The following is a 24,272-nucleotide window of genomic DNA, read 5'->3' as shown; positions in this document are numbered from 1 at the left end:
GGCCGCGGCATCCGCTTACCCTCTCGTCTCCCGCAACCGCTTGCAGGCCCGCTCCCATTCCGTTTGTGCGGGAGAATTGCCGCCCGGCACTCTGCTGAGACGCACATTCGCCCGCACAAACGGACGGACGGTCAGCCGCGCTCCCCGGCGGTCGCGTAGGTCGAGCGCTGCTCGATCACGGCGAGGGTGCACCGCGAGATGCACACCAGGCGGCCGGCCTCGTCGGTGATGCGGATCTCCCACACGTGCGAGCGCCGGCCGAGCGCGGCGGGGGTGACGGTGGCGGTGACCCAGCCCGACGACACGGGACGGATGTGGTTGGCGTTGATCTCCTGCCCGACCACGTGGAACTTCTCGCGGTCCACCGCGAGGTAACCGGCCCACGACGCGAGGGTCTCTGCGAGGGCGACGGATGCTCCGCCGTGGAGCACGCCCGCCGGCTGCACGGTCCGCTCATCGACGGGCATCCGTCCGACCAACGCGTCATCGCGCAGCTCGGTCACCTCGATGCCGAGGTTCGCGATCAGCGTGGACTCCGACATCGCGTTGAGCGCGATGTCGGAGACGTCGCCGAACCAGACGCTCACTCCGCGGCCTCCTCCGCACGCTCGGATGCCTCGACGACGGCCGCGTCGGGCACGTAGCCCGCGATGTGGCGCTCGTCGGGGCCGTTGTACTCCGACAGCGGGCGGATCAGCGCGTTCGAGGCCAGCTGCTCCATGACGTGCGCGGTCCAGCCCGTGACCCGCGCGGCGACGAACAGCGGCGTGAAGGTGAGCGTGTCGAATCCGATGAGGTTGTACGCCGGGCCGGACGGGTAGTCCAGGTTCGGGTAGATCCCCTTGCGCTCGACGAACTGCGACTCGAGCGCGTCGTAGAGCGCCGCGACATCCGGCCGGTCGTAGTGCTCGACGAGCGTGTCGAGCGCAGCCTTCATCGTAGGAACGCGCGAGTCGCCGCGCTTGTAGACGCGATGGCCGAAGCCCATGATCTTGCGCTTCGAGGCGAGCGCCTCGTCGAGCCACGGGCCGACGTTCTCAGCCGTGCCGATCTCGTCGAAGATGTGCAGGACGGCCTCGTTGGCACCGCCGTGCAGCGGTCCCTTGAGGGCGCCGATCGCGCCGACGACGGCCGAGTACAGGTCGCTGAGGGTCGACGTGATGACGCGTGCGGTGAACGTCGAGGCGTTGAACGAGTGCTCGGCGTACAGGATCATCGAGCGGTTGAAGGCGTCGACGACCACGTCGTCGGCCTCCTCGCCGAACGTCATCCACAGGAAGTTGGCCGAGTAGTCCAGGTCGTCGCGGGGCGCGATCGGCTGCTGCCCCCGGCGGCGGCGCTGGCCGTACGCCACGATCGCAGGCAGGACGGCGAAGAGGCGGATGCTGCGCGCCAGGTTCTCCTCGGCGCTGCCGCTGGCGTCCAGCACCGACCCGGAACCGGCGAGGTCGCGCGCGCCGATGAGGCTCACGGCGGTGCGCACCTCGTCCATCGGGTGCGCGTCGACCGGGACGAGGTCGATCGCGGCGCGGACGTCGGCGGGCAGGTGGCGGTACGCGCGCTCGGTCGCGCGCAGGTGGGCGAGCTGCACATCGGTCGGCAGTTCGCCGTGCCACAGCAGGTACGCCACCGATTCGAACGGCTGCGTCGCCGCGAGCTCCTGCACCGGATAGCCCCGGTAGAGCAGGGAGTTCGTCTCGGGGTTGACCTTCGAGACCGCCGTGTAATCGACGACGACGCCGGCGAGGCCCTTCTTGATGTCGGGTTCGGTCATGACTGCTCCTTCGCGTCAGCGCTGGATCTGGAAGTTGAAGACGTCCTGGTCGAAGTGGTTGTACTGCTCGTAGTCGATCAGATCGTAGAGGTCGGCGCGATGCTGCATCTCGCCGAGTTTCGAGGTGAGGTGGCCGTCCTCGGTCAGGGTGTCGAGGGCGCGGGATGCCGCCCCCATCGCGATCCGCAGCAGCGAGACCGGCCAGATCACGATGTTGACGCCCACGCTGCGCAGCTGCTCGACGCTGAAGAGGTCGGACTTCCCGAACTCCGTCATGTTCGCGAGGATCGGCACGTCCACGGCCGCGCGGATCGCCGCGAACTCCTCGAGCGTGCGCATCGCCTCGGGGAAGATCGCGTCGGCTCCGGCATCCACCAGCGCCTTCGCCCGGTCGACCGCGGCCTCCATCCCCTCGACGGCCCGGATGTCGGTGCGCGCCATGATCAGGAAGTTCGGGTCGCGGCGCGCGTCGGCGGCCGCACGGATGCGCTTGATCGCGGTGTCCTCGTCGACGACGGACTTGCCGTCGAGGTGGCCGCAGCGCTTGGGGTTGATCTGGTCCTCGATGTGCGTGCCGGCCAGGCCCGCGTCCTCGAGGGTCTGGATCGTGCGGGCCACGTTCATCGGCTCGCCGAACCCGGTGTCGGCGTCGATGATCGCCGGCAGGTCGGTCATGCGCGCGATCTGCTGCCCGCGCGCGGCGACCTCGGTGAGCGTGGTGAGGCCGATGTCGGGCAGACCCAGGTCGGCCGATAGGACCGCGCCCGAGATGTAGACGCCCTCGAAGCCCTTGCGCTCGATCAGCCGCGCCGAGAGCGGGTTGAACGCGCCGGGGAACCGCAGCAGCTCACCCGAGGCGAGCCGCTCGCGGAACAGCCGCCGCTTCTCGTGCGCCGGCACTGTCGAGTACAGCATCAGAACAGGCCCTTCGGGGCGGGAGCGGCGGCGAGGACGCCGAACTCGGCCACGATCGTCAGCTGCTGCACCTCTTCGGGAGTGAGCTCCGGAAGCCGCTCGGCGAGGTCGAGGAAACGGTCGATCTCCTCCGGCGACAGCACCGGCTCGGCCAGGAGGCGGAACTTGCGCACGTAATCCTCGCGGGCGAAAGGCCGCGCGCCCAGCGGGTGGGCGTCGGCGACGGCGATCTCGTCCTCGACGGTCTCGCCGTTCGCGAGACGGATGACCACGCGCCCGCCGAACGCCTTCTCGTTGGGGTCCTCCGAGTGGTAGCGGCGCGTCCACTCGGCATCCTCGGCCGTGGTGATCTTGTGCCACAGCGCGACGGTGTCCTGACGGCCGGCACGCGCGGGGGCGTACGAGTCGACGTGGTGCCACCCGCCGTCCTGCAGCGCCACCGCGAAGATGTACGGGATCGAGTGGTCGAGCGTCTCGCGCGAGGCGGTCGGGTCGTACTTCTGCGGATCGTTCGCACCGGAGCCGATCACGTAGTGGGTGTGGTGCGACGTGTGCAGCACGATCGACTCGACGTTCGCCGGGTCGACGAGCTCGGGGTGCTCGCCGTGGAGCTTGCGGGCGAGGTCGATCCACGCCTGCGCCTGGTACTCGGCCGAGTGCTCCTTCGTGTAGGAGTCCAGGATGCCGCGCTTGGCCTCGCCGGCAGCCGGCAGCGGCACGTCGTACGCGGCATCCGGTCCGTCGAGCATCCACGCGACCACGCCGTCCTCGCCCTCGTAGATGGGGCTCGGCGAGGTCTCGCCGCGCATCGCGCGGTCGACCGCCTCGACGGCCATCTTGCCGGCGAAGGCCGGAGCGTGCGCCTTCCACGTGGAGATCTCGCCCTTGCGGGACTGACGGGTCGCGGTCGTGGTGTGCAGCGCCTGGCCGACGGCCTGGTAGATCGTCTCGACGGGAAGGCCGAGGAGCGTGCCGATGCCGGCGGCCGCCGACGGGCCGAGGTGGGCGACGTGGTCGATCTTGTGCTTGTGGAGGCAGATCGCGCGCACCAGGTCGATCTGGATCTCGTAGCCGGTCGCGAGTCCGCGCACGAGTGCGGCGCCGTCGGATCCGACGTGCTGAGCGACGGCGAGGATCGGCGGGATGTTGTCGCCGGGGTGCGAGTAGTCGGCGGCGAGGAACGTGTCGTGGTAGTCGAGCTCGCGCACCGCGACCCCGTTCGCCCACGCCGCCCATTCCGGCGAGGTGCGGCGGTCGAGGGCGCAGCCGAACACCGTGGCCCCGGCGCCGCCGACGGAGACGGCGTGGTCGAGGGCCTGCTGGCGGGCGGCGCTCACGGGGGCCCGGGTGAGGGATGCTGCGGCCACCGCCGCGTTGTCGATGACGCGGTTGATGATCATGTCGACGACGTCGGCGTCGACCTCAACCGGGTCGGCCGCGACTTCGGCGATGTGCCAGGCGAGCTGGCCCTCGCGCGCGAGGTTCTCGTCGCTGCGGTGGACGCGGAGGTGGTGGGTGACGGTCATGATCGTCCTAACTCAGTGATTCGAGGATGTTCGAGAGCGCGTTGTGGAGGTGCACGTGCGTGGCGTGCGCCGCCAGATCGGCGTCGCGCGCGGCGATGGCCGACGCGATGAGGCGGTGCTCGGCGACGGATGCCGCGAGCCGGTCGGGGTTGTCGCGCGCGAGCCGGCGCACGCGCACGAGGTGGGTGCGGACGGTGCGCAGCGCAGACGTGAGGTAGTCGTTGGAGACGGAGCCGTCGAGCTCGCGGTCGAACCGCGCGATGAGCCCGTAGTAGGCGTCGAGGCCGGCGGTGCCGACGAGGTCGGCCGTCGCGAACTCGCGCTCGAGTTCGGCGAAGGCCGCGGCATCCCCCCGCTCCGCCGCGAGCCGCGCGGCGGACTCCTCGAGCGCGCGGCGCACCTCGAAGATCTCGCGGATGTCGTCGGCGTCGATCGGCGTGACGACGGTCACGCGGGGCGACTGCTGCGCGACGAGCCCGTCGGCGGCGAGCCTGCCGAGTGCTTCGCGCAGCGGGGTGCGGCTCACTCCGAGGCGCGCGGCCTGCTCGACCTCGCCGAGCACGGCGCCCGGTGGGAGCGCGCCGTCCTGGATCTCGTCGAGGAGGGTCGCGTAGGCGCGATCGCTTGCTCGCACGTCAGCACCTCCTCGTTCCGGACCCTGGCCATTGTATACACAAAGGGGAAGCAACGGCACTTGGAGGCCTTCAAGGGTTCCATTCGTATACATAGGGGCTCCGTGCGAGCAGACAGCGTGAGGATTTCGTTCGGATTCTTCAGGAAAACGTGAAATCGGCGTAGCGTCCGGGGCATGACCGCAGTCATCCGCACGAACGGCCTCACCAAGAACTACGGCCGCGTCCACGCGCTGGACGGACTCGACCTCGACGTCGAGCAGGGCCAGATCCACGGATTCCTCGGGCCGAACGGCGCCGGCAAGTCCACCACGATCCGTGTGCTGCTGGGCCTCGCCCGCAAGACCGGGGGCGAGGCATCCGTGTTCGGCAGTGACCCGTGGCGCGATGCCGTCGCCTTGCACCGGCGCATCGCGTACGTTCCCGGCGATGTGAGCGTGTGGCCGAACCTCACGGGCGGCGAGGCGATCGACCTGATGGCGCGGCTGCGCGGCGCCTCCCGGCACGGCGACGCCTACCGGGCCGAGCGGGAGCGCCTGTCGGAGGAGTTCCAGTTCGACCCGCGTAAGAAGGGCCGCGCCTACTCGAAGGGCAACCGGCAGAAGGTCGCGCTCATCGCCGCCTTCGCCGTCCCCGCCGACCTGTACATCCTCGACGAGCCGACGAGCGGGCTCGACCCCCTCATGGAGGTGACGTTCCGCCACGAGATCGCCCGCGTTCGCGAGGCCGGGGCGACCGTGCTGCTGTCGAGCCACATCCTCTCCGAGGTCGAACAGCTGTGCGACCGGGTGTCGATCATCCGCGCGGGCCGCGTCGTCGAGTCGGGCACGCTGGCCGAGCTGCGGCACCTCACGCGCACCGAGATCTCGTTCGAGGGGGCGGATGCCGCAGCCGCGGCCGGTATCGACGGCGCCCACGACGCGGCGGTCGAAGAAGGGCGAGTGCGGTTCACCGTCGACAGCGATGCCGTGGCCGGCATCCTGCCCGAACTCTCCCGCCGCAACGTCGCCGGTCTGCGCATCGCACCGCCCTCGCTCGAGGAGCTGTTCCTGCGCCACTACGGCGACGACCTCGCCGCCATGGCCCCTCGACAGTCTCAGGAACCGGGGAACGGGCGATGAGTCGCTTCCTCGCCCTGCTCGGGCAGCGGCTGCGCCGCGACTGGCTGCAGGTCGCACTCTGGACCGTCGGCACCGCGCTGCTGGCGTACTCGTCGTACATCGGCGTCGCCGACACGTACGGCAGCGAGCAGGACCGCACGTCACTGCTCGCGGCCGCGCTCGCGAACCCGGTGATCCTGCTCTTCCGCGGCCTGCCGTCGGGCGCGGACGAGGGCGCCTTCATGGTGTTCCTCATCTTCCCGTGGCTCGCGATCCTCGCCGCCTTCATGAGCACGTTCCTCGCCGTCCGGCATACGCGCGGCGACGAAGAGGCCGGGCGCGCGGAGCTCATCGCCGCCACGCCCGCCGCGCGCAGCCTGCCGATCATCGCGACGGCCGTGCACGGGGTGCTCGCGAACCTGCTGCTCGCTGCGCTGACCGCCGGCGCGTTCCTCGCGGTCGGCCTCGATGCGGAGGGCTCGCTGCTGGCGGGCTCGGCGGCGGGCGCTGTCGGCGTCGTGTTCCTCGGCGTCGGACTCCTCGCGGCGCAGCTCCTGCGCACATCGCGCGGAGCGAACAGCCTCGCGGTGTGGACCGTCATGGTGACGTTCGTGCTCGCCGGCATCGGCAACGCGATCGGCACGCCGTCGGACGACCTCACCAGCATGGAGAGCTCGTGGCTCGCGTGGCTGTCGCCCTTCGGCTGGGGCGAGAACACGCGTGCGTTCGACGAGAATCTGTGGTGGCCCGCGCTCCTGTGCCTCGGGGTGGGCATCGCGCTCGCGGCGACGTCGATCGCGCTCGCCTCGGTGCGCGACCTCGGCGGCAGCTTCCTCGCGGAGCGTCTTGGGCGGGGCGCGGCATCCGCTGCTCTCTCGACACCGATGGCACTCGTGTGGCGTCTGACTCGCGGGGCGGTGATCGGCTGGGCCGTCGGCGGACTGCTCACCGGCGTGCTGTCGACCTCGCTCGCGTCGATCGTGCAGGACGTGGGCGCGGAGAATCCCGCCGTCGAGGAGATCCTGAAGCAGATCTCGGGCGAGGGCAGCATCGAGCAGGGCACCGTGACGACCTTCTTCACCATGCTCGGTGTGCTCGCCGCGTGCTGCGCCGTGCAGATCGTGTGCCGCGCGCGGCAGGAGGAGGCGCACGGCACGGCCGAACCGCTGCTGGCCGCACCGGTCGGACGCGTGCGCTGGCTCGCCGACTACCTCGTCGTCGGGCTCGTCGGCATCGTGCTCGTGATCGCCGCGGCCATCGGCGGCGCCGCGATCGGCATCGCCGGACAGGACGGCGAATGGGACCTCATGACCACCGTGCTGGTCACCGGCGCCGGGCAGGTCGCCGCGGCATCCGTCTTCCTCGTCGTCACGGCACTCGCCTTCGTGCTCGCCCCGCGCCTCACGATCCCGCTCGGCTGGACGCTCGTGCTCGTCGCGATGGTGCTGGGGCTGTTCGGGCCGCTGTTCCAATTCCCCGACTGGCTCGTGGACCTCTCGCCCATCGCCGTCACGCCGACGGTCGACGGGACCGACGTCGACCTCCGCGGCCTGTGGTGGCTCCTGCTCGCGGTCGGCGCCGGGGCCGCGGCATCCCTCACCCTCATGCGCCGGCGCGAACTCGCGGCGGCGGGGTAGGCGCGGCGATGGCTGCTCACCCCGGCACCGGACCGGCCGAGCAGGCCGCGGCCATGCTCACGGCAGCGGGCATGGCGCGCATGCCGGCGCGGGTGATGATGGCGCTGGTCGGCTCCCCCGACGACGGGTACACCGCCTCCGAGCTCGCCGAACGCCTCGGCGTCTCGCCCGCCGCCGTCTCGGGCGCCGTGCGCTACCTCGTCTCGCTGCGCATGATCCAGCGGGTCTCGACACCCGGCGAGCGCCGAGATCGGTACGACCTCGTCGATGACGCGTGGGCGGGTGTGATCACCGCGAACGCCCCGATGTACGGGGCGCTGGCCGCGGCGATGGACGAGATCGCGGACGAGAACACGGATGCCCCGGCATCCGTGTCCCGCGCGCGAGATGTGGCCGACTTCCTTCGGTACCTCGCCGAGCGGATGCCGCGCCTCGCCGACGAGTGGCGTTCCGAACGCGACGCCGACCGCGGGTAGCCTTGCCCGAGTGACTGACGCCTCCCGCTACACCGTGGCCACCGACGGCGCCTGCAAGGGCAATCCCGGACCGGCGGGCTGGGCGTGGGTCGGCGAGGACGGGCACTGGGCGGCGGGGTCCGTGCCCTCCGGCACGAACAACATCGGCGAGCTGCTGGGGCTGCTCAAGGCCATCGAGGACCACCCGGACGTCGAGCACCTCATCGTCCAGGCAGATTCGAAGTACGCCATCGACACGTACACGAAGTGGATGGACGGGCATCGGCGCCGGGGCTGGAAGACCTCGACCGGCGCCCCGACGAAGAACGTCGACATCCTCGAGCAGCTGATCGCGGCCCGCGATGCGCGGCGCGCGGTCGGGCTGCCGGATGTCGTGCTCGAGCACGTGCGCGGCCACTCCGGCCACGTGCTCAACGCGTGGGCCGACGAGCGGGCGGTGCGCGCGTCGGAGCACGCGGCCAAGGGCGTCGAGAGCGCCTGGTCGTCCCTCGGCTCGCACGACCCCATCGACGTCTCGGCCGCGCCGAAGAACGGCCGCTAACCCGCGTCGGCCTCGGCGTCGGCCTCGGCCTCGGCAAGGCGCTGTTCGAGGGCGTCGAGGGCGGGGCGCTGACCCTTCACGAGCTTGTCGCGCGCGGCGGGGAGCGGCATCCACTCCGCCCGGTCCACCTCCGGGAACGACGCCGTCTTCCCGGACCGCGGCGGCCATTCGAGCTCGAACTCGCCGAACGCGAAGTCCCCCGGGTCGAAGACCGCCCCGTCGACGATGAAGACCGTGATGCGCTTGCCCGACGAATACGCCCACGTGCCGAGCTCGGCGTAGGGCTCGGGCGGCGGGGCGACGCCGAGCTCCTCCTCGAACTCCCGCCGCGCGGCGTCGAGCGCCGACTCGGTGTCGGGGTCGTATTCGCCCTTGGGCACCGACCACGCCGCGTCGTCCTTGGCGGCCCAGTATGGGCCACCCATGTGCGCGATGAACACCTCGGCCGCGGCATCCGTCACCCGATACAGGAGCAGGCCCGCACTGTGCACCGGCATGGAGTCCTCCTTCAGCGAGCCGCTCCGCGATCCCGCGGTACGAGGCTAGGCCGGATCGCCGACGTCGTGCTCGGTGCGAGCGGATGCCGCGGCTCCCGGTCGAGGCATGGCGCGGCCGTGTGCGCGGTGTCATAGTTGCTGCACAGCCGTCGAGACCGTCGAATCCGGCCGATGGCGACTCACAGAGAACCAGCACATGGGAACGCGCGCCACCGCGAGCTTCGTGGGCCGCGGACCGGCCGGGGGTGCCGGGCGGCCCGCACCTCGGCGTGCACGCGCGACCCTCGCGCAGGCGCTGATCGTCGGCGTGATGGCGGCCGGGATCATCGCGCTCCCGGCGCCCGCCGCCCGGGCGGAGGCATCCGGTGTCCCGGGCGTGGAGTACCCCGACGGAGCCGACGTCTACCTCGTCTCGCGCACCGACCGGGGCGAGTCGGGGGATCCGTCGGTCACCCCCGACGGCCAGCGCGTCGCGTACGCGTCGACGGCGGACGACCTCGCGGACGGCACCCGGCCGGATCTGCCGAACATCTTCCTCGCGACCGCCTCGCAGGGGTCGAGCGACCCGTTCTCGGGCCGCCCGCTGCTCGTGAGCCGTCCCGACCGCTCCCTCGTCCAGGGGCCGGCGGACAACCTGAGCGTCGATCCCGTCGTCAGCGCGGACGGCAGGTACGTCGCCTTCGTGAGTCTCGCCGGCAACCTCGCCGCCGGCACCCGGGCCGGTGATCCCGCGAGCATCTTCGTGCGCGACACGGTCGACCGCACCACGATCCGCCTCGACGGCGGCGTGACCCCCGATGGCCCGTCGGTGCGGCCGGACATCAGCGACGACGGACGCTACGTCGTGTTCGAATCGGATGCCGCGAACCTCACGCCTGGCGACGTCAACGACGCGACGGATGCGTTCGTCGCCGACCTCGACGCGAACGGCGACGGCGAGCGGGGAGACGTCGCCGTGACCCGCGTGCTGGCCGGCCGCAGCGTGCCGGGCGGACTCCGCCGTCCGGCGATCAGCGGCGACGGCGAGTGGATCGTGGTCACCGCTTCGGTCGGCGATCCCGCCGCGGCCGCGCCGGGCGCCATGACGGACGACGGTCTCTTCCGGATCCACCGGCGCACCGGGGTCTCGGAGCAGGTCCTGCCCGGCGCGAGCGCCGGCGCGATCGATGCCACCGGCACGGTGATCGCCGCGCGGGCGGAGGACTGCGCCGGAGCGCCGGCGGTCGTCGCCGCCGTGCTCGAGGAGGGCCGGTGGTACGTCATCGGCGTCGGCGCGTCGTCCGGTGCCGCGGACGAGCCCGCACCCGTCGTCTCGGCGGACGGCGCCACCGTCGCGTTCGCGGGTCAGCCCGCATCGACCGACACCGACGGGCCGGTCGTGCGGGTGGCGACCCCGCGCTGGCCGGAAGCCGTCGCAGTGGGGTCGGGATGCGCGCGCGACGCTGCCGACGTGATCGTGGTCGGCCCCGGCCAGACCCCTGCCCTCTCGGCCTCGGGACGGACGGTCGTGCTGGCGGGGGCAGGCGACATGAGCACGGCGGATCGCTCGGTCACCGCGGTCGACCTGCACACCCACGACGGGCTCGCGGTGACCGACACGATGCGACGCGGCGCCGTCGCCCGCTATGTGACCGCGGCCGAGATCGCTGCGGTCCCGGGCTCCGCCCTTCTCGACCAGGCGGATGCGCTCGCACGGCTCGAGCTCGGGAGCATGCAGGATCGGCCGACCGGTCTCGGGCCCGAGGTGGGCGCGCTGCCGCTGGAGCGCCTCGGACTGGGCGCGACCGTCCTGGCCGATCTGCCGCTGGATCTCCCGGACCTTCCCGGCGGCTGGCACGCCCTGCTGCCGGACACCCCGTTCGCCGACGATGTCGCCGAACACGTCACGCTGCAGTCGATCGTCGAATGGGCTGAAGGCCCCGACGGATCGACGTCGGGCGCGCAGGCGGACGCGGCAGCCGCGGTCCGCAGCATCCGGCTCGGCGATCTCGCTCGCCCGGGCACGCCCGCCGGCGAGCTGTCGGCGGCGACGCTCCTCCTGGGTGACGTGCCGCTCGCCGAACTCGCCATCGAGGGATCGGGTGCCCCGCTCGACGTGTGGCGCGCAGCCGTCCGTGCGCAGCGCGTCGACCTCGAGGTCACCGGCGAGACCGTGCTCGCCGAGGCGGACGCGGCGGGCCTCGACCTGGGGGCGATCGGCCTCGAGGACGTGGCGCTCGAGGACGTCCCCTCGTCGAGCGCTCCCCCCGAACCCGGCACCACGGTCGGCGAGGCCCTCTTCTCGCTCGTCGCGCCCGGCGACTACCCGTGGCAGGCCTTCGACCCGGCCGCCCTCCCGTCCGATGCCCCGACCGAGGTCTCCGGCCCCGACGACTGTGCCGGAGCGGCGTGCGGCGGCCGCGCGAGCTTCCGGTTCACGTTCGACCCCGGACCGGGCGAATCGACGCGGTTCGCCGAGGCCGTGGCATCCGTCCGTCTGCCCGCCGCCACCGCACCCGCCGCGATCCTGCTCGGCGAGAGCGGGCCGGTGTCGGTGACCGCCGAGCAGCCGTACCGCGGCACGGTGCGAGTCGACGGCCCCCTCGTCCAGCTGCCCCTGGGCGACGGGGTGGGCGGAACGACCCGCTCGGTCTCCGTCGCCTACACGGCGAGCCGCGGCCTCGGCGAGTGGGTCACGAGCGCCGCACTGTCCTCCGCCGGCCTCGTCGCGCGTGACACCGTCCAACCCCGGGAGTCGACGGCGGATGCCGCAGCCGAAGCGCTCGGGGCCGGCTCCGCGTCCGCCGGTCCCGGCGCCGCGCCGAATCTCGCGGAGTCCACGGTGCGCTACGGCGTCGTGGGGGCGAGCGGCACGGTCGCGAGCGAGCAGTGGTACCGGGTCGCACCGCCGCGGGCCGGCCAGCGTGTCGTCGTGGCCGCGGGCTCCGCCGACCTGGGGCTCGATGTGACGCTGCTGGAGCCGTCCGCCGACACCACGCCTCTCGGGCTCCCGATGCGGCGAGACGCGCCGTCCCGCGCGATCCCGGGCGACCCGGGACTGGCCATCGGCTCGGGCTTCGGGACGACCGTCGACGGCTACGACGTCGTCGATGTCGCCCGGTCGGACGCGGGCGGAAGCGCCGCCGTCGGCGCCCGCTGGACCGCGGTGGACGGCGCCGCACCGTGGCTCGTCCGGGTGACGGCATCCGGTGACGCGGCCGAGGCGGGGTACTACAGCATCCACGTCGGTTACGCCGCCGAGGACCCGCTTCCGCGCTGCACTCCGTGGATCGCACCGCCGGTAACCACGCCGGGAGAGGCGGACGGGTCGGGTGCGCTCGATCCGTTCGATCCCTTCGCCCCGCTCGACCCCGACGACCCGTACGGGTACGTCGACCCGTACGGATCGGTGGATCCGTACGGCTCTGTCGATCCGCTCGATCCCGACGGCGCGCTCGTCGCGCCGGTGCTGCCCGCCAGCGACACGGTGACCGGCGCGACGAACGCCGTCTTCGTCACCGACTTCCGCCGGATGCGGGACCTGCACGGCCAGAGCGGGGTCGACGAGGTGCTCGCGTCGATCCGCGCGCTCGACGGGATCGGCGAGGTCGGCGACGGGACGGTGAAGGGCGCGGTCCTCACCGTCGACGGCGACCCGGGCGTCGCCGCCGCGAGAGCCGTGCTCGACGCGGATCCGTGCTCGATGACGGCGCGCCAGGCCGTCGTGAGGGAGATCAACCGCTACGTCGCCGCCGCGACCGGCTCGCAGCGGGCGCACATCACGGCGATCGTCATCGTCGGAGGCGACGACGTCATCCCGCACGCCCCGCTCGCCCAGGGCAGCGAGACGGTCACCGAGACGGGACACGCGGGCGCGCTGCGCCTGACCGCGAGCGCCGGCACGCCGTGCCCTGCTGTCTCGACGGGAGAGATCGACCCGTGCGCGACACCGCAATCCGCTGCCGCGGCAGGCGGGTTCCTTCTCAGCGACGACCCCTACGCCCTCGCGGACGCCTACCCCTCGCGCGGCGACGTGCTCTACGTGCCGACGGTCGGGATCGGTCGGCTGATCGACACACCCGACGAGATCCGCGCCCAGCTGGATCGCTTCCGCTGGGCCAAGGGAGTGCTCGAGGCCGATTCCCTCCTCGCCGCCGGGTACGGTCCATGGTCCGATCTCCCCGAGGCGCTGAGCGCGGCATTGAGCTGGCGGACCGGCGGGAGCGACGTGATCCTCGAGGCCGGGTGGACGACGGCGGATGCCGAATCCGCGCTGTCCCCGTCAGCGGAGAGCGCCGCTCCCGGGATCATCTCGCTCAACGCCGTCGGCGACGAGTGGCGCATGATCTCGGATGCCGCGGATGCGACGCAGGAGGATGCCGCCCTCGAGGCGGAGGACCACCGTCCATCGCCGCCTCCCGCTGCCGACGAGACCTTCGATCCGGATGCCCCGGCGGAAGACCTCCAGGGAGCGCTCGCGCTGTCGCTCGGATGCCACTCGGGGGTTCACCTGCCGGAGTCGGTCTACGGCGACGAGCCGCACTGGGCCCGCACGTTCACCGCGGCGGGGGCGTTCGTCGGGAGCACCGGATGCGGTCTCGCAGACGAGACCGGGTTCGGGCCGAGTGAGCGCCTGCTCGCGCTCTACGCCGCGTGGATCGGCGTCAGCGGCGAGAAAGGCCCGGTCTCGGCGGGATCGGCGCTCGCGTTCGCGAAGCAGTCCGCCCTCGCGGCGGCCGCGCAGTACGGCGAGGACGATGAGCTCTCTCTCGAGCAGACGATCTTCTACGGCATCCCCCTCTACACGTTCCGCGATTCGACCAAGCCGCCGCCGCTCCCGGAGGCGGCGGCGCTCGCGGACGACGGCACGGGGACGCTCCGGCTCAGCCCCTCGTTGGCGACGGTCACCCTCACCGACGCGGACGGCGCGGCGAAGGTGTTCCTCACCGCGGACGGGCAGAATCCGCTGAGCGTGACCGGGCAGGCGCTGGTCCCGGTCGTCACGCGGGCCGTACCCTCGACCGACGACGACGGCGCGGTGGCTCGCGGTGTGCTCGTCACCGGGCTCAGCTCTCAATGGCGTGACCCGGTCGAGCCCGCGGTCGCCGACCCTCGGTCGAGGACCTCGCGATCGGATGCCGCTCGCACGCCGCCGTCATCGGCGACGGTCCTCGCGACGTTGACGCACCAGGTCGGTCCCGACGGATCGGTCACGGTCGTGGTCGCGACCGCCGCCCGGCTGTCGGCGGACGCCGGCGGCGGCTCGCGCTACGAAGGCTTCCCCGCCGTGGAGCTCGAGGTGGTCTACGGCGACGCCGACGATGCGGTCGCCCCGGTGATCACGACGACCGCCGCGGGTTCGACCTTCCGGGCCGTCGCGGTCGATCCGTCGGCATCCGGGAGCGTGGCGCGCGCACTGCTCCTCGTCGCCACGACCGATTCCGGCGATGCTCTCCAGACATGGCGCGCCGTCGAATTGCGGGCGGAGGACGGCGACGCCTGGTCGGCCGAGATTCCGGCCGAGTTCGGCGCCGACTACCGGTGGATTCTGCAGGTCGTCGACGACGCGGGCAACGTGACCACGGCCCGCGGCGCCGACGAGTGACCCGGGCTCACCGTACCGGCGAGCCCTCCTCCTCCATCTCGTCGAGCTCGTCGAGCTCGGCGGCGCGCTCGAGGGCCCCGAGGACGTCGTCGGGATCGGTCGCGGCCTGCTCGAACTGCGAGTTGTAGAGGCGGAAGTACGCCCCCTTCGCAGCGATGAGCTCGTCGTGGCTGCCCTGCTCGGCGATGCCGCCGTTCTCCATCACCAGGATCAGGTCGGCGTCGCGGATCGTCGACAGGCGGTGCGCGATGACGAACGACGTGCGTCCCTTGCGGAGCGCGGCCATCGCGTGCTGCAGCAGCAGCTCGGTGCGCGTGTCGACCGAGCTGGTCGCCTCGTCGAGGATGAGCACCGACGGCTGGGCGACGAACGCCCGGGCGATGGTGATGAGCTGCTTCTCGCCGGCCGAGATGTTCGACGCCTCCTCGTCGAGGACGGTGTCGTACCCGTCGGGGAGGGAGTGCACGAATCGGTCGACGTAGGTCGCGCGCGCGGCTTCGAGGATGTCGGCGTCGGTCGCGTCGGCCCGCCCGTACCGGATGTTGTCTCGGATCGTGCCGGCGAACAGCCACGGATCCTGCAGCACCATGCCGGTCTTGGCCCGGATGTCGCGACGCGTCAGTTCGGCGATGCTCTGGCCGTTGAGCAGGATGCGCCCGCCCTCCAGCTCGTAGAACCGCATGATGAGGTTGACCAGGGTCGTCTTGCCCGCGCCGGTCGGACCGACGATGGCGACCGTCTGGCCGGGCTCGACCCGGAAGGACAGATCGTGGATGAGCGGACGATCGGCCGAGTACGAGAACGTGACGTCCTGGAACTCGATCGTGCCGTCGCCGTCCACCGGCGCAGGCGCGTCGGCGGCGTCGGGCTCCTCCTCGGTCTCGTCGAGCAGTTCGAAGACCCGCTCCGCGGATGCCGTGCCCGACTGCACCACGGCGGCCATGCCGCCGAGCTCGGACAACGGCTGGGTGAACTGCTGCGAGTACTGGATGAACGCCTGCACGTCGCCGAGCCGCAGCTGGCCGCCCGCAACCATGAGCGCGCCGAAGACGGCGATGCCGACGTAGGTGAGGTTCCCGATGAACATCATCGCGGGCATCATGATGTTCGAGAGGAACTGCGCGGTGAACGATGCCCGGTAGAGCTCTTCGTTCTCGACGCGGAACGCCTCGCGCGACGCCTCCTCACGGCCGAAGACCTTGACGAGCGCGTGACCCGAGAAGGACTCCTCGACGCGCGCGTTGAGGCGTCCGACCTTGCGCCACTGCACCCCGAACGCCTTCTGCGAACGGGGTCCGATGACGCCGAACAGCACGCCCATGAGCGGGAAGCTGATCAGCACGACGAGCGTCAGCTGCCACGAGATCGACAGCATCATGATGAGCACGCCGACGACCGTGAGCACGGCGGTCAGCGCCGAGGACAGCGACTGCTGCATCATCTGCGTGATGTTGTCGATGTCGTTGGTGACGCGGGAGATGAGCTCGCCACGCTGCACGCGATCGAAGTAGCGCAGCGGCAGACGGTTGATCTTCGCCTCGACGTCCTCGCGCAGGCGCCACATCGTGCGCACCATGATCACGTTGATGACGTAGCCCTGGAGCCACATCAGCAGCGAGGACGCGAAGTACAGCGCCAGCACGATCAGGAGGACGCGGCTCAAGGCGATGAAGTCGACACCCGCGCCCGGGACGAAGTGCCGCATGGCGCCGACGATGTTGGCGAGGTCCTGCTGACCCTGCGCCTCGAGGGCGGCGACGACCTGCGCCTGGGTGGCACCGGCCGGGGCCATGCCGGAGATGACGCCTTCGAAGAGGATGTTGGTGGCCTCGCCGAGCACCTTGGGCGAGAGCACCGCGAGCACGACGCCGATCGCCCCGAGGAGGGAGGCGAAGGCGAACGGCACGGCGCTGGGCTTGAGCAGGCCGAGCAGGCGGCGGAACGACGGGCCGAATCGGGCCGCCTTGCCCGGCGCGACAGCACCGGACCAGTCGTCGGCGGCGATGCGCGCCTGCTCGCCCATCTCGATCTCGAGCTTCTCCTCGGCGGAGAGCACCTGCTCGACGGGCTTGCGCGAACGCGCGCGGGTACGCTTCTCGTCGCTCATCGCGCGACCTCCGCTCCGAGCTGGGATTCGACGATCTCGCGGTAGGTCTGACTGGTCTCCAGCAATTCCGCGTGTGTGCCGAGTCCGACGATCCCGCCGTCGTCGAGCACCACGATGCGGTCCGCGTCGGTGATCGTCGAGATGCGCTGCGCGACGACGATCTTGGTCACTTCCGGCAGCTCTCTCCAGAGCGCTTGGCGCAGCCGCGCGTCGGTCGTGAGGTCGAGGGCCGAGAACGAGTCGTCGAACACCAGGATCTGCGGCGCGTGGACGATGGCCCGTGCGATCGCGAGACGCTGTCGCTGGCCGCCCGACACGTTCGTGCCGCCCTGCGCGATCGGGGAGTCGAGTCCTTCGGGCATCTGACTCACGAAGTCGCTCGCCTGCGCGATCTCGAGCGCCCGCCACAGTTCGGCATCCGTGGCGTCTTCTTTGCCGAACCGGAGGTTCGAGGCAATGGTTCCGGTGAAGAGGAAGGGGCGCTGCGGGACGAGGCCGATCGCGGCCCAGAGCGCATCGAGATCCGCCTCGCGCACATCGACTCCCCCGACCCGCACCGCGCCGTCGGTGACGTCGAACAGGCGGGGCAGCAGCGAGATCAGCGTGCTCTTGCCGGCGCCGGTCGATCCGACGATCGCGACCGTCTCCCCCGGCTCTGCGCGGAAGCTGATGCCGGACAGAATCGGATGCTCGGCGCCCGGGTAGGTGTAGGTGACGTCGTCGAACGACACGACGCCGGGCGTCGGGAGCAGCGGCTCGGCATCGGCCGATCGCGTCAGGGTGGACTTCGTCGCCAGAACTTCGCCGATGCGCTCGGCCGACACGGCCGCGCGAGGGATCATGAGCGCCATGAAGCTCGCCATCATGACCCCCGAGAGGATGATCATGATGTACTGCATGAAGGCGAAAAGGGTGCCGATCTGGATGTCGCCGGCGTCCACCTGCATCCCGCCGAACCAGATCACGCCGATCACGGTCACGTTGAGGATGAGCATCACCGCGGGGAAGAGGAGGACGAAGAGCGATCCCACCTTGCGGCCGACGACCATGATGTCGGTGTTGGCCTCACGGAAGCGCTCCTCCTCGATCGGCTCCCGCACGAACGCGCGGATCACCCGGATGCCGGTGAGCTGCTCGCGCATCACCCGGTTCACCCCGTCGAGCTTGCCCTGGTAGCTGCGGAACAGCGGCACCATGCGGACGATCAGCAGTCCGGCGACCACGAGGAGCACGGGCACGGAGACCGCGATGATCCACGCGAGGCTGGGGGCCTGCTCGATCGCGAGCAGCACGCCGCCGATCGCGAGCAGGGGCGCCGACACCAGGAACGTCGCGCCCATCATCGCGAGCATCTGCACCTGCTGCACGTCATTGGTGTTGCGGGTGATGAGCGACCCCGCGCTGAACCCGCTCACCTCGCGCTCGGAGAAGCTCGAGACGCGCTCGAAGATCCCGTCGCGCAGATCGCGCCCCATTCTCATGGCGGCCTTGGCGGCGAAGTACGTCGCGATGATCGCGGCGACGATCTGCGCGAGTGAGACGGTGAGCATCACGAGGCCGGTGCGCCAGATGTACTCGGTGTCGCCCTTCGAGACGCCGTTGTCGATGATGTCGGCATTGAGGCTCGGCAGGTACAGCGAGCCGAGTGCCGACGCGAACTGGAACACCAGTACGCCGAGCATGAGCCAGCCGTACGGCTTCAAATAGCGGACGAGGAGTTTTGCGAGCACGGAGATCTCCAGGACTCTGACGGATGCCGCGGCCGGCGTCCGAAGGATGAGATGCCCCCACCCTGCCACGACCCGCCGACATGGCAGCGCGGTCGTCCACAGGGGCTGAGAGGGAAGGATCGGACGCCGGGCTGCGGCATCCGGCGTTCACCCTAACACGATATATCGCGCTTTGGAGGTGACGCGTTCCCGGGCTTGCGCGCCGTTTACGGCGAGCGCGGTCCGCCTCGACAGGCGCGTCTGCAGGAAACCCGCGCGCGTACCGGCGGCCCTCAGGCCTCGAGCGGGGTGACGGCGGCGACGGCCTCGTCGTCCTCCGTGGCGACCAGCTGACCGCAGGCCCCGTCGATCTCCTTGCCACGCGTGTCGCGAAGGGTCGTCGGAACACCGGCTTCGTTGAGACGGCGCACGAACTCGTTCTGAACGGGGACCTCGGACGCGGTCCAGATCGAACCCGGGGTCGGGTTGAGCGGGATCGGGTTCACGTGCACCCAGCCGCGGCCGCGGGCGTTGAGCTTCTCGGCCAGCAGGTCGGCGCGCCACGCGTGGTCGTTCATGTCCTTGATGAGGGCGTACTCGATCGACACGCGGCGACCCGTCTTGTCGAAGTAGTCGCGCGCGGCATCCAGCGCCTCGTCGACCTTCCACCGGGAGTTCACCGGGATGAGCTCGTCGCGCAGGCGGTCGTCGGGCGCGTGGAGCGACAGGGCGAACGTCACCGGGATGTCCTCGTTCGCGAGCTTGGTGATCGCGGGCACGAGCCCCACCGTCGACACGGTGATCCCGCGGGCGCTCATGCCGAGACCGTGGTCCTTGTCGGTCATGACGCGCACAGCCTGCATCACGCGGGCGTAGTTGGCGAGCGGCTCCCCCATGCCCATGAAGACGATGTTCGAGACACGCTCCGCGGAATGGTCGTCGCGCTTCTTCCCGCCGAGGCCGCCATCGGCGATCAGGCGGTTGGCGCGCACGATCTGCTCCACGATCTCCGCCGCCGACATGTTGCGGGTGAGCCCCGCCTGGCCGGTCGCGCAGAAGGGGCAGTTCATTCCGCAGCCCGCCTGGCTCGAGACGCACAGCGTGATGCGGCCGGGATAGCGCATGAGCACGGACTCGACGAGCGCGCCGTCGTGGAGCTTCCAGAGGAACTTGATCGTGTCGCCGCGGTCGGTCTCGAGACGGCGCACTTCGGTGAGGAGCGGGGGCAGCATCCCGTGCACGAACTCCTCGCGGCCGGCGGCGGGAAGATCCGTCATGGCGGCGGGATCGTGGGTCCAGTGCTGGAAGTAGTGCTTCTCGAGCTGCCTGGCGCGGAATCCGGGGAGTCCGAGCTCCTTGACCTTCTCGACGCGCTGCTCGGGCGTCAGATCGGCCAGGTGCACCGGGGGCTTGCCCCGCTTCGGCGATGCGAACTGCAGGAGAGGACGCCCCTCGGCATCCTTCTGCTGGGTCCAGCCCTCGGTGGCGGGACGCACCTGACGGGGCTTGGTGGTGCGCACGGGGGGCTGGTCGGTCATGCTCCGAGGGTAGGGGACGCACCTGAACGATGCCCGGATCGGGACTACCGTGGTGCTCGTGGACGTCATGGATGCCGCCACCCGCGTCGACGCGACGCACGCGCCGCGTCCCCCGGCGCTGTCCCGCCGGGCGGCGATCACGCTCGCGGCGATCGGCTGCGCCGCGATCCTGGCGATCGGCGGCACCGTGCTGGTGCGCGCCCTGCTTCCGCCCGAGCCCGAGCCGCTCACCCGGGCGCTGCTCGCACCGGCCGTGCGCGACGCACGCGCCGCATACTCCTTCGCGTGGGACGGCGACGCCGTGCCCCTGCTGCACATCCCGCTCGACGGGTCGTTCGGGCGCTACATCGACCTGCCGTCCGCGACGGCGGTGCCGGACTTCCCCAGCACCGGGACGGTCGAGTGGGCCTATCCGCTGGGCACCTATTTCGGCTGGGATGTCTGGATCGCCGGCGCCTCCGTCGACGGCACCGGTCTGCAGCGTGAGCACTGCATCGCGATCGAGCGCAACGGCGAGTCCCGCGTGCGCTGCGTGCCAGCTGCCCTTCGGCAGCAGAGCGCGCTCCTCGTCTCGGTCGCGTACGCGTCGATCACCCCGGAGGACCGTCCCGTCGGCATGAGACCGGACGAGCGCCTCGGCTTCTGGTGGAACCACGACCGCGCGGTCACGGTGATGCTCGGCGACGATCCCTGACCGGGACTATCGTTTCCTCGTGGTCCCTCCCGAGAACCTTCTCGCCTTCACGCTCGCCGCGCTGGTGCTCATCGTGATCCCCGGGCCGAGCGTGCTCTTCACGATCGGCCGGGCGCTCGCACTCGGCCGCATCGGCGGACTGCTGAGCGTCCTCGGCAACGCGCTCGGCCTGCTGCCGGTGATCGGCCTCGTCGCGCTCGGCGTCGGCGGCATCGTCGCCCAGTCGATCGTGCTGTTCACGATCGTCAAGGTCGCGGGCGCCGCGTATCTCATGTACCTCGGCGTGCAGGCGATCCGCCATCGCTACCGCGCCGCCGAGCAGGCCAGCGGCGCACTCCCCCCGCGCTCGGCCTGGCGTCAGCTGGGCGAAGGCTTCGTCGTGGGCATCACGAACCCCAAGACCATCGCGTTCTTCGTCGCGGTGCTGCCGCAGTTCGTCGACCTCTCGGCGGGATCGGTGCCGCTGCAGATGGTCCAGCTCGGCCTGGTCTTCTTCGTCATCGCGCTGCTCTCGGACGGCGCATGGGCGCTCGCCGCCGCCGGCGCGAGGTCCTGGTTCGGCAAGTCGCCGAAGCGCATCGCGCGCCTCTCCGCGACCGGGGGCGGTCTCATGATCGGGCTCGGCGGCATCCTGCTGTTCACCGGCGCGGAGCACTGACCCCGCCGTCCTGGCACTAGGCGCGCCGAGCGCTGCACTTTCCGGCAACCGCTGCGCGGCGCGACGCAGCATTCGCAGCGAACTGCAGCGTTCGCGCCCCGCTCAGTGCGCGGCTGTGGATGCCTCGGCCCCGAGGTTCACGAGATTCCCGTCCGGATCGCGCACCTGCGCGACGCGCTCGCCCCAGGGCGGAGCCTGGGCATCGCGGCCGATTCCGAGCGCGGCCGCGCCACCTTACGCCGTGAACCGATCCGTTTGTGCGGGCGAATGTGCGCCCAGCCTGGCGCCCAGGCGCACATTCGCCCGCACAAACGGAAGGGGAGGGGTGGGGCGGGAGGGGTGGGGCGGGGGCGGGTGGGGGGTGGGGTCGGGTCAGAGGAAGATGTCGGGGAAGAGCTGGTCGTCGGGCGTGCCCGGCACCGCCGCGTAGCCGGAGAAGTCCGTGACGCCGGACTCCCGAAGCACGTCTTCGACGATGAGCGTCTGGCCGGTGTACTCGGCGGCGGGCTTCAGGAAGACCTCGTACGCGGCATCCGCGTAGATCTCCGGCGTGCGGCTCACCTTCATCATCGCGTCGCCGCCGAGGGCGAACTGCACCGCCGCGGTCGCGATCGTGGTCGCCGGCCACAGCGTGTTGGCGGCGATGCCGGCCTTCGCGAACTCCGCCGCCAGGCCGAGGGTCGTCATCGTCATCCCGTACTTCGCGAGCGTGTACCCGGTGTGCGCGCCCAGCCACTTCGGCGCCAGGTTGAGCGGCGGCGAGAGCGACAGGATGTGCGGGTTCGCGGCATCCTTCAGGATCGGCACGGCCGCGCGGCTGAGCATGAACGTGCCGCGCACGTTGACGTCCTGCATGAGGTCGTACTTCTTGGCCGCGAGGTCGAGCGAGCGCGAGAGGTCGATCACCGATGCGTTGTTGACGACGATGTCGATGCCGCCGAACTCGCCCTGCGTCTTGAGCACGGCCTCGGTGACGTCGTCGTCGTTGCGCACGTCGCCGACGATCGGCAGTGCCTGACCGCCGGCCGCGCGGATCTGCTCCGCCGCCGAGTGGACCGTGCCCTCGAGCTTCGGATGTGGCGTGTCGGTCTTGGCCAGCAGGGCGATGTTCGCCCCGTCGCGCGCAGCCCTCAGCGCGATCGCGAGGCCGATGCCGCGGCTGCCGCCCGACATCAGGATCGTCTTGCCGGCGAGGGTGTTCTCACTCATGTCTGGTCTCTCCTTGGTGCATGTCCCGCTTTCGGTCGGCCGAGCGGCCGCCGGGCGACGGAAAGCGGGACATGGGGGCGGGGCGGGTCAGGATCGGGATGCGGCGGACTTGGCGGATGCCGCGGCGAACGCGGCGACGCGGGCGCGCGACTCGTCCGTCTCGAAGCGGGCGCCGATCGAACGGGCCTCGTCGTCGAGGTTCTCGGTGAAGGGGCGGTCGGCGCCCACGCGGACGAGGCGCTTGGCCTGACCGAAGGCGGTGGTGGCGCCGGCGAGCCAGAACTGCGCGATCGCCTCGACGCGGGCGGCGACCTCGTCGCGGGGCAGGACCTCGGCCACGAGTCCCCAGTCCAAGGCGGTCGCGGCGTCGATCGTCGTGTCCTGGAGCAGCAGCTGCAGCGCCCGGCGCTGGCCGATCGCCGCCGGGAGCAGCGTCGAGACCCCGAGGTCGGGGGTGAGGCCGATGTTGGCGTACTTGCTGACGAACCGGGCGGAGTCGGCGGCGACGATGTAGTCGGCGCTCAGCATGAGCCCGAGGCCCCCACCCGCCACGGCGCCCTGCACGGCCGCGACGATCGGCTTGTCGGAGAGCGCGAAAGTGCGGATGCCGTCATGGATGACGTGCGCCGCCGCGGTGACGTCCGACCCGGCAGCGCGCGAGGTCGCCATCGCGACGACGTCGCCGCCCGCGCAGAAGGCCGGGCCGGCGGCATCCAGGATGACCGCGCCCACCGCGGGATCGGTCGTCACCGCGTGAGCGATGTCGCGCCACCGGCCGCCCATCTCGAAGTCCATCGCGTTGAGGAATGCGGGACGGTTGAAGGTGACGCGCGCGAGGCCGTCTTCGACGTGGAGGAGGATCGAGTCGCTCATGGGTGCTCCTTACTTCGGGGCCATGCGGATGGCGCCGTCAAGGCGGATGGTCTCGCCGTTGAGATAGCCGTTGTCGACGATCGCCATCACCAGCCCGGCGTATTCGTCGGGCTTGCCGAGGCGCGGCGGGTACGGCACCTGCTGGCCGAGCGACTCCTGCGCCGCCTCGGGCAGACCCATCAGCATCGGCGTCTCCATGATGCCGGGGGCGATCGTCACCACGCGGATCGCGTACCGGGCGAGCTCGCGCGCGACGGGGAGGGTCATGGCGTGCACCCCGCCCTTGCTCGCGGCGTACGCCGGCTGCCCGATCTGCCCGTCGAAGGCCGCCACGCTCGCGGTGTTGACGATGACGCCGCGGTCGCCGCCGGCGGTGGGCTCGGTCCGCGCCATCGCGGCCGCCGCCTGCGACAGCACGTTGTAGGTGCCGATGAGGTTGACGCGCACGATGCGCTCGAAGGCGTCGAGCGGCGTGGGGGCGCCGTCACGGTCGAGGACCTTCGCGGGCGGTGCGATCCCGGCGCAGTTCACGACCACGCGCAGCGCGCCTGCGTCCGCGGCGACCTCGACGGCGGTCGCGACCTGGGCCGCGTCGGTCACATCGGCGGGCGCGAACGAGCCGCCGAGTTCGGCGGCGACCTCGGCGCCGGCCGAGCCGGGCAGGTCGACGATCGTGACCCTCGAGCCCGCAGCGGCGAGGCGCCGGGCGGTCGCCAGGCCGAGCCCGCTCGCACCCCCGGTGACGAGGGCGGAGGAACCGGTGAGGTCCATGCGTTCTCCTTCGAACTGCCGAGACATTGCA

The 24,272-nt window shown here is 71.3% G+C and carries 19 protein-coding genes; 7 read left to right on the top strand and 12 right to left on the bottom strand.

What is annotated here, in order from left to right; all coding sequences use genetic code 11:
- Window positions 1-131: 131 nt before the first annotated feature.
- From OL358_RS07520 to OL358_RS07500, 5 genes are read right to left on the bottom strand one after another with little or no spacing between them, the layout of a single operon-like run.
- Window positions 132-587: a hotdog fold thioesterase gene (locus tag OL358_RS07520; protein ID WP_264709350.1), complete on the bottom strand. Its 456-nt coding sequence runs from the start codon at window positions 585-587 to the stop codon at window positions 132-134.
- On the bottom strand, window positions 584-1,774 hold the full coding sequence (locus OL358_RS07515; RefSeq protein ID WP_264709349.1) for a bifunctional 2-methylcitrate synthase/citrate synthase: 1,191 nt from the start codon (window positions 1,772-1,774) through the stop codon (window positions 584-586). Before OL358_RS07515 ends, OL358_RS07520 begins: the two co-directional genes overlap by 4 nt.
- Before the next feature lie 15 nt (window positions 1,775-1,789).
- On the bottom strand, window positions 1,790-2,689 hold the full coding sequence (gene prpB / locus OL358_RS07510; RefSeq protein WP_264709348.1) for a methylisocitrate lyase: 900 nt from the start codon (window positions 2,687-2,689) through the stop codon (window positions 1,790-1,792).
- Window positions 2,689-4,215: an MmgE/PrpD family protein gene (locus OL358_RS07505; protein WP_264709347.1), complete on the bottom strand. Its 1,527-nt coding sequence runs from the start codon at window positions 4,213-4,215 to the stop codon at window positions 2,689-2,691. The genes prpB and OL358_RS07505 overlap by 1 nt, the downstream gene beginning before the upstream one ends.
- A 7-nt stretch (window positions 4,216-4,222) precedes the next feature.
- Window positions 4,223-4,849 carry a GntR family transcriptional regulator gene (locus OL358_RS07500; RefSeq protein WP_264709346.1) on the bottom strand — a complete coding sequence of 209 codons (627 nt, stop codon included), beginning with the start codon at window positions 4,847-4,849 and terminating at the stop codon, window positions 4,223-4,225.
- Between the two features lie 174 nt (window positions 4,850-5,023).
- Here OL358_RS07500 and OL358_RS07495 point away from each other — a divergent pair, with 174 nt between their 5' ends.
- Genes OL358_RS07495 through OL358_RS07480 form a run of 4 tightly spaced genes read left to right on the top strand, consistent with a single transcriptional unit; the run spans window position 5,024 to window position 8,601 of the window.
- Window positions 5,024-5,968 (top strand): ATP-binding cassette domain-containing protein, encoded by a 945-nt coding sequence (locus tag OL358_RS07495; RefSeq protein WP_264709345.1) that lies wholly within the window; start codon window positions 5,024-5,026, stop codon window positions 5,966-5,968.
- Window positions 5,965-7,584 (top strand): ABC transporter permease, encoded by a 1,620-nt coding sequence (locus OL358_RS07490; protein ID WP_264709344.1) that lies wholly within the window; start codon window positions 5,965-5,967, stop codon window positions 7,582-7,584. The genes OL358_RS07495 and OL358_RS07490 overlap by 4 nt, the downstream gene beginning before the upstream one ends.
- A gap of 8 nt (window positions 7,585-7,592) precedes the next feature.
- Entirely contained in the window at window positions 7,593-8,060 is a 468-nt protein-coding gene (locus OL358_RS07485) for a GbsR/MarR family transcriptional regulator (RefSeq protein ID WP_264709343.1), read from the top strand.
- A 10-nt stretch (window positions 8,061-8,070) separates the two neighbouring features.
- Complete coding sequence (locus OL358_RS07480; protein ID WP_264709342.1) at window positions 8,071-8,601, top strand: ribonuclease H family protein; 531 nt, start codon at window positions 8,071-8,073, stop codon at window positions 8,599-8,601.
- Here OL358_RS07480 and OL358_RS07475 read toward each other — a convergent pair.
- Window positions 8,598-9,098 (bottom strand): NUDIX domain-containing protein, encoded by a 501-nt coding sequence (locus tag OL358_RS07475; protein WP_264709341.1) that lies wholly within the window; start codon window positions 9,096-9,098, stop codon window positions 8,598-8,600. The two genes, OL358_RS07480 and OL358_RS07475, sit on opposite strands and share 4 nt — an antisense overlap.
- Window positions 9,099-9,294: 196 nt before the next feature.
- Between OL358_RS07475 and OL358_RS07470 the strand changes: the two genes are divergently transcribed.
- Window positions 9,295-14,682, top strand: a complete 5,388-nt coding sequence (locus OL358_RS07470; protein ID WP_264709340.1) for a hypothetical protein — start codon at window positions 9,295-9,297, stop codon at window positions 14,680-14,682.
- A 7-nt stretch (window positions 14,683-14,689) separates the two neighbouring features.
- Here the strand turns inward: OL358_RS07470 and OL358_RS07465 are convergent, their stop codons facing one another.
- From OL358_RS07465 to rlmN, 3 genes are all read right to left on the bottom strand, one after another.
- Window positions 14,690-16,789 carry an ABC transporter ATP-binding protein gene (locus OL358_RS07465; protein WP_264709338.1) on the bottom strand — a complete coding sequence of 700 codons (2,100 nt, stop codon included), beginning with the start codon at window positions 16,787-16,789 and terminating at the stop codon, window positions 14,690-14,692.
- Window positions 16,786-18,519 (bottom strand): ABC transporter ATP-binding protein, encoded by a 1,734-nt coding sequence (locus OL358_RS07460; RefSeq protein WP_264709337.1) that lies wholly within the window; start codon window positions 18,517-18,519, stop codon window positions 16,786-16,788. Before OL358_RS07460 ends, OL358_RS07465 begins: the two co-directional genes overlap by 4 nt.
- 272 nt (window positions 18,520-18,791) lie before the next feature.
- Window positions 18,792-20,036, bottom strand: coding sequence for a 23S rRNA (adenine(2503)-C(2))-methyltransferase RlmN (gene rlmN, locus OL358_RS07455; protein ID WP_264709336.1), 1,245 nt, complete (start codon window positions 20,034-20,036; stop codon window positions 18,792-18,794).
- Between the two features lie 58 nt (window positions 20,037-20,094).
- On the opposite strand from rlmN, the gene OL358_RS07450 reads away from it, so the two are divergent.
- Window positions 20,095-20,730: a hypothetical protein gene (locus OL358_RS07450; protein WP_264709335.1), complete on the top strand. Its 636-nt coding sequence runs from the start codon at window positions 20,095-20,097 to the stop codon at window positions 20,728-20,730.
- 19 nt (window positions 20,731-20,749) lie between these two features.
- On the top strand, window positions 20,750-21,388 hold the full coding sequence (locus OL358_RS07445) for a LysE family translocator (protein WP_264709334.1): 639 nt from the start codon (window positions 20,750-20,752) through the stop codon (window positions 21,386-21,388).
- A 372-nt stretch (window positions 21,389-21,760) separates the two neighbouring features.
- Here OL358_RS07445 and OL358_RS07440 read toward each other — a convergent pair whose 3' ends face one another.
- From OL358_RS07440 to OL358_RS07430, 3 genes are all read right to left on the bottom strand, one after another.
- Window positions 21,761-22,597 carry an SDR family oxidoreductase gene (locus OL358_RS07440; protein WP_264709333.1) on the bottom strand — a complete coding sequence of 279 codons (837 nt, stop codon included), beginning with the start codon at window positions 22,595-22,597 and terminating at the stop codon, window positions 21,761-21,763.
- Window positions 22,598-22,684: 87 nt separating this feature from the next.
- Complete coding sequence (locus tag OL358_RS07435) at window positions 22,685-23,470, bottom strand: enoyl-CoA hydratase/isomerase family protein (RefSeq protein ID WP_264709332.1); 786 nt, start codon at window positions 23,468-23,470, stop codon at window positions 22,685-22,687.
- A 9-nt stretch (window positions 23,471-23,479) separates the two neighbouring features.
- On the bottom strand, window positions 23,480-24,241 hold the full coding sequence (locus OL358_RS07430; RefSeq protein ID WP_264709331.1) for an SDR family NAD(P)-dependent oxidoreductase: 762 nt from the start codon (window positions 24,239-24,241) through the stop codon (window positions 23,480-23,482).
- Window positions 24,242-24,272: the final 31 nt, after the last annotated feature.

Origin of the sequence: Microbacterium sp. SSM24 (assembly GCF_025989145.1) — a bacterium.
Lineage (GTDB): Bacteria > Actinomycetota > Actinomycetes > Actinomycetales > Microbacteriaceae > Microbacterium.
The sequence above is the reverse complement of the archived record's forward strand: the minus strand, read 5'-3'. Positions and strand labels throughout refer to the sequence as shown.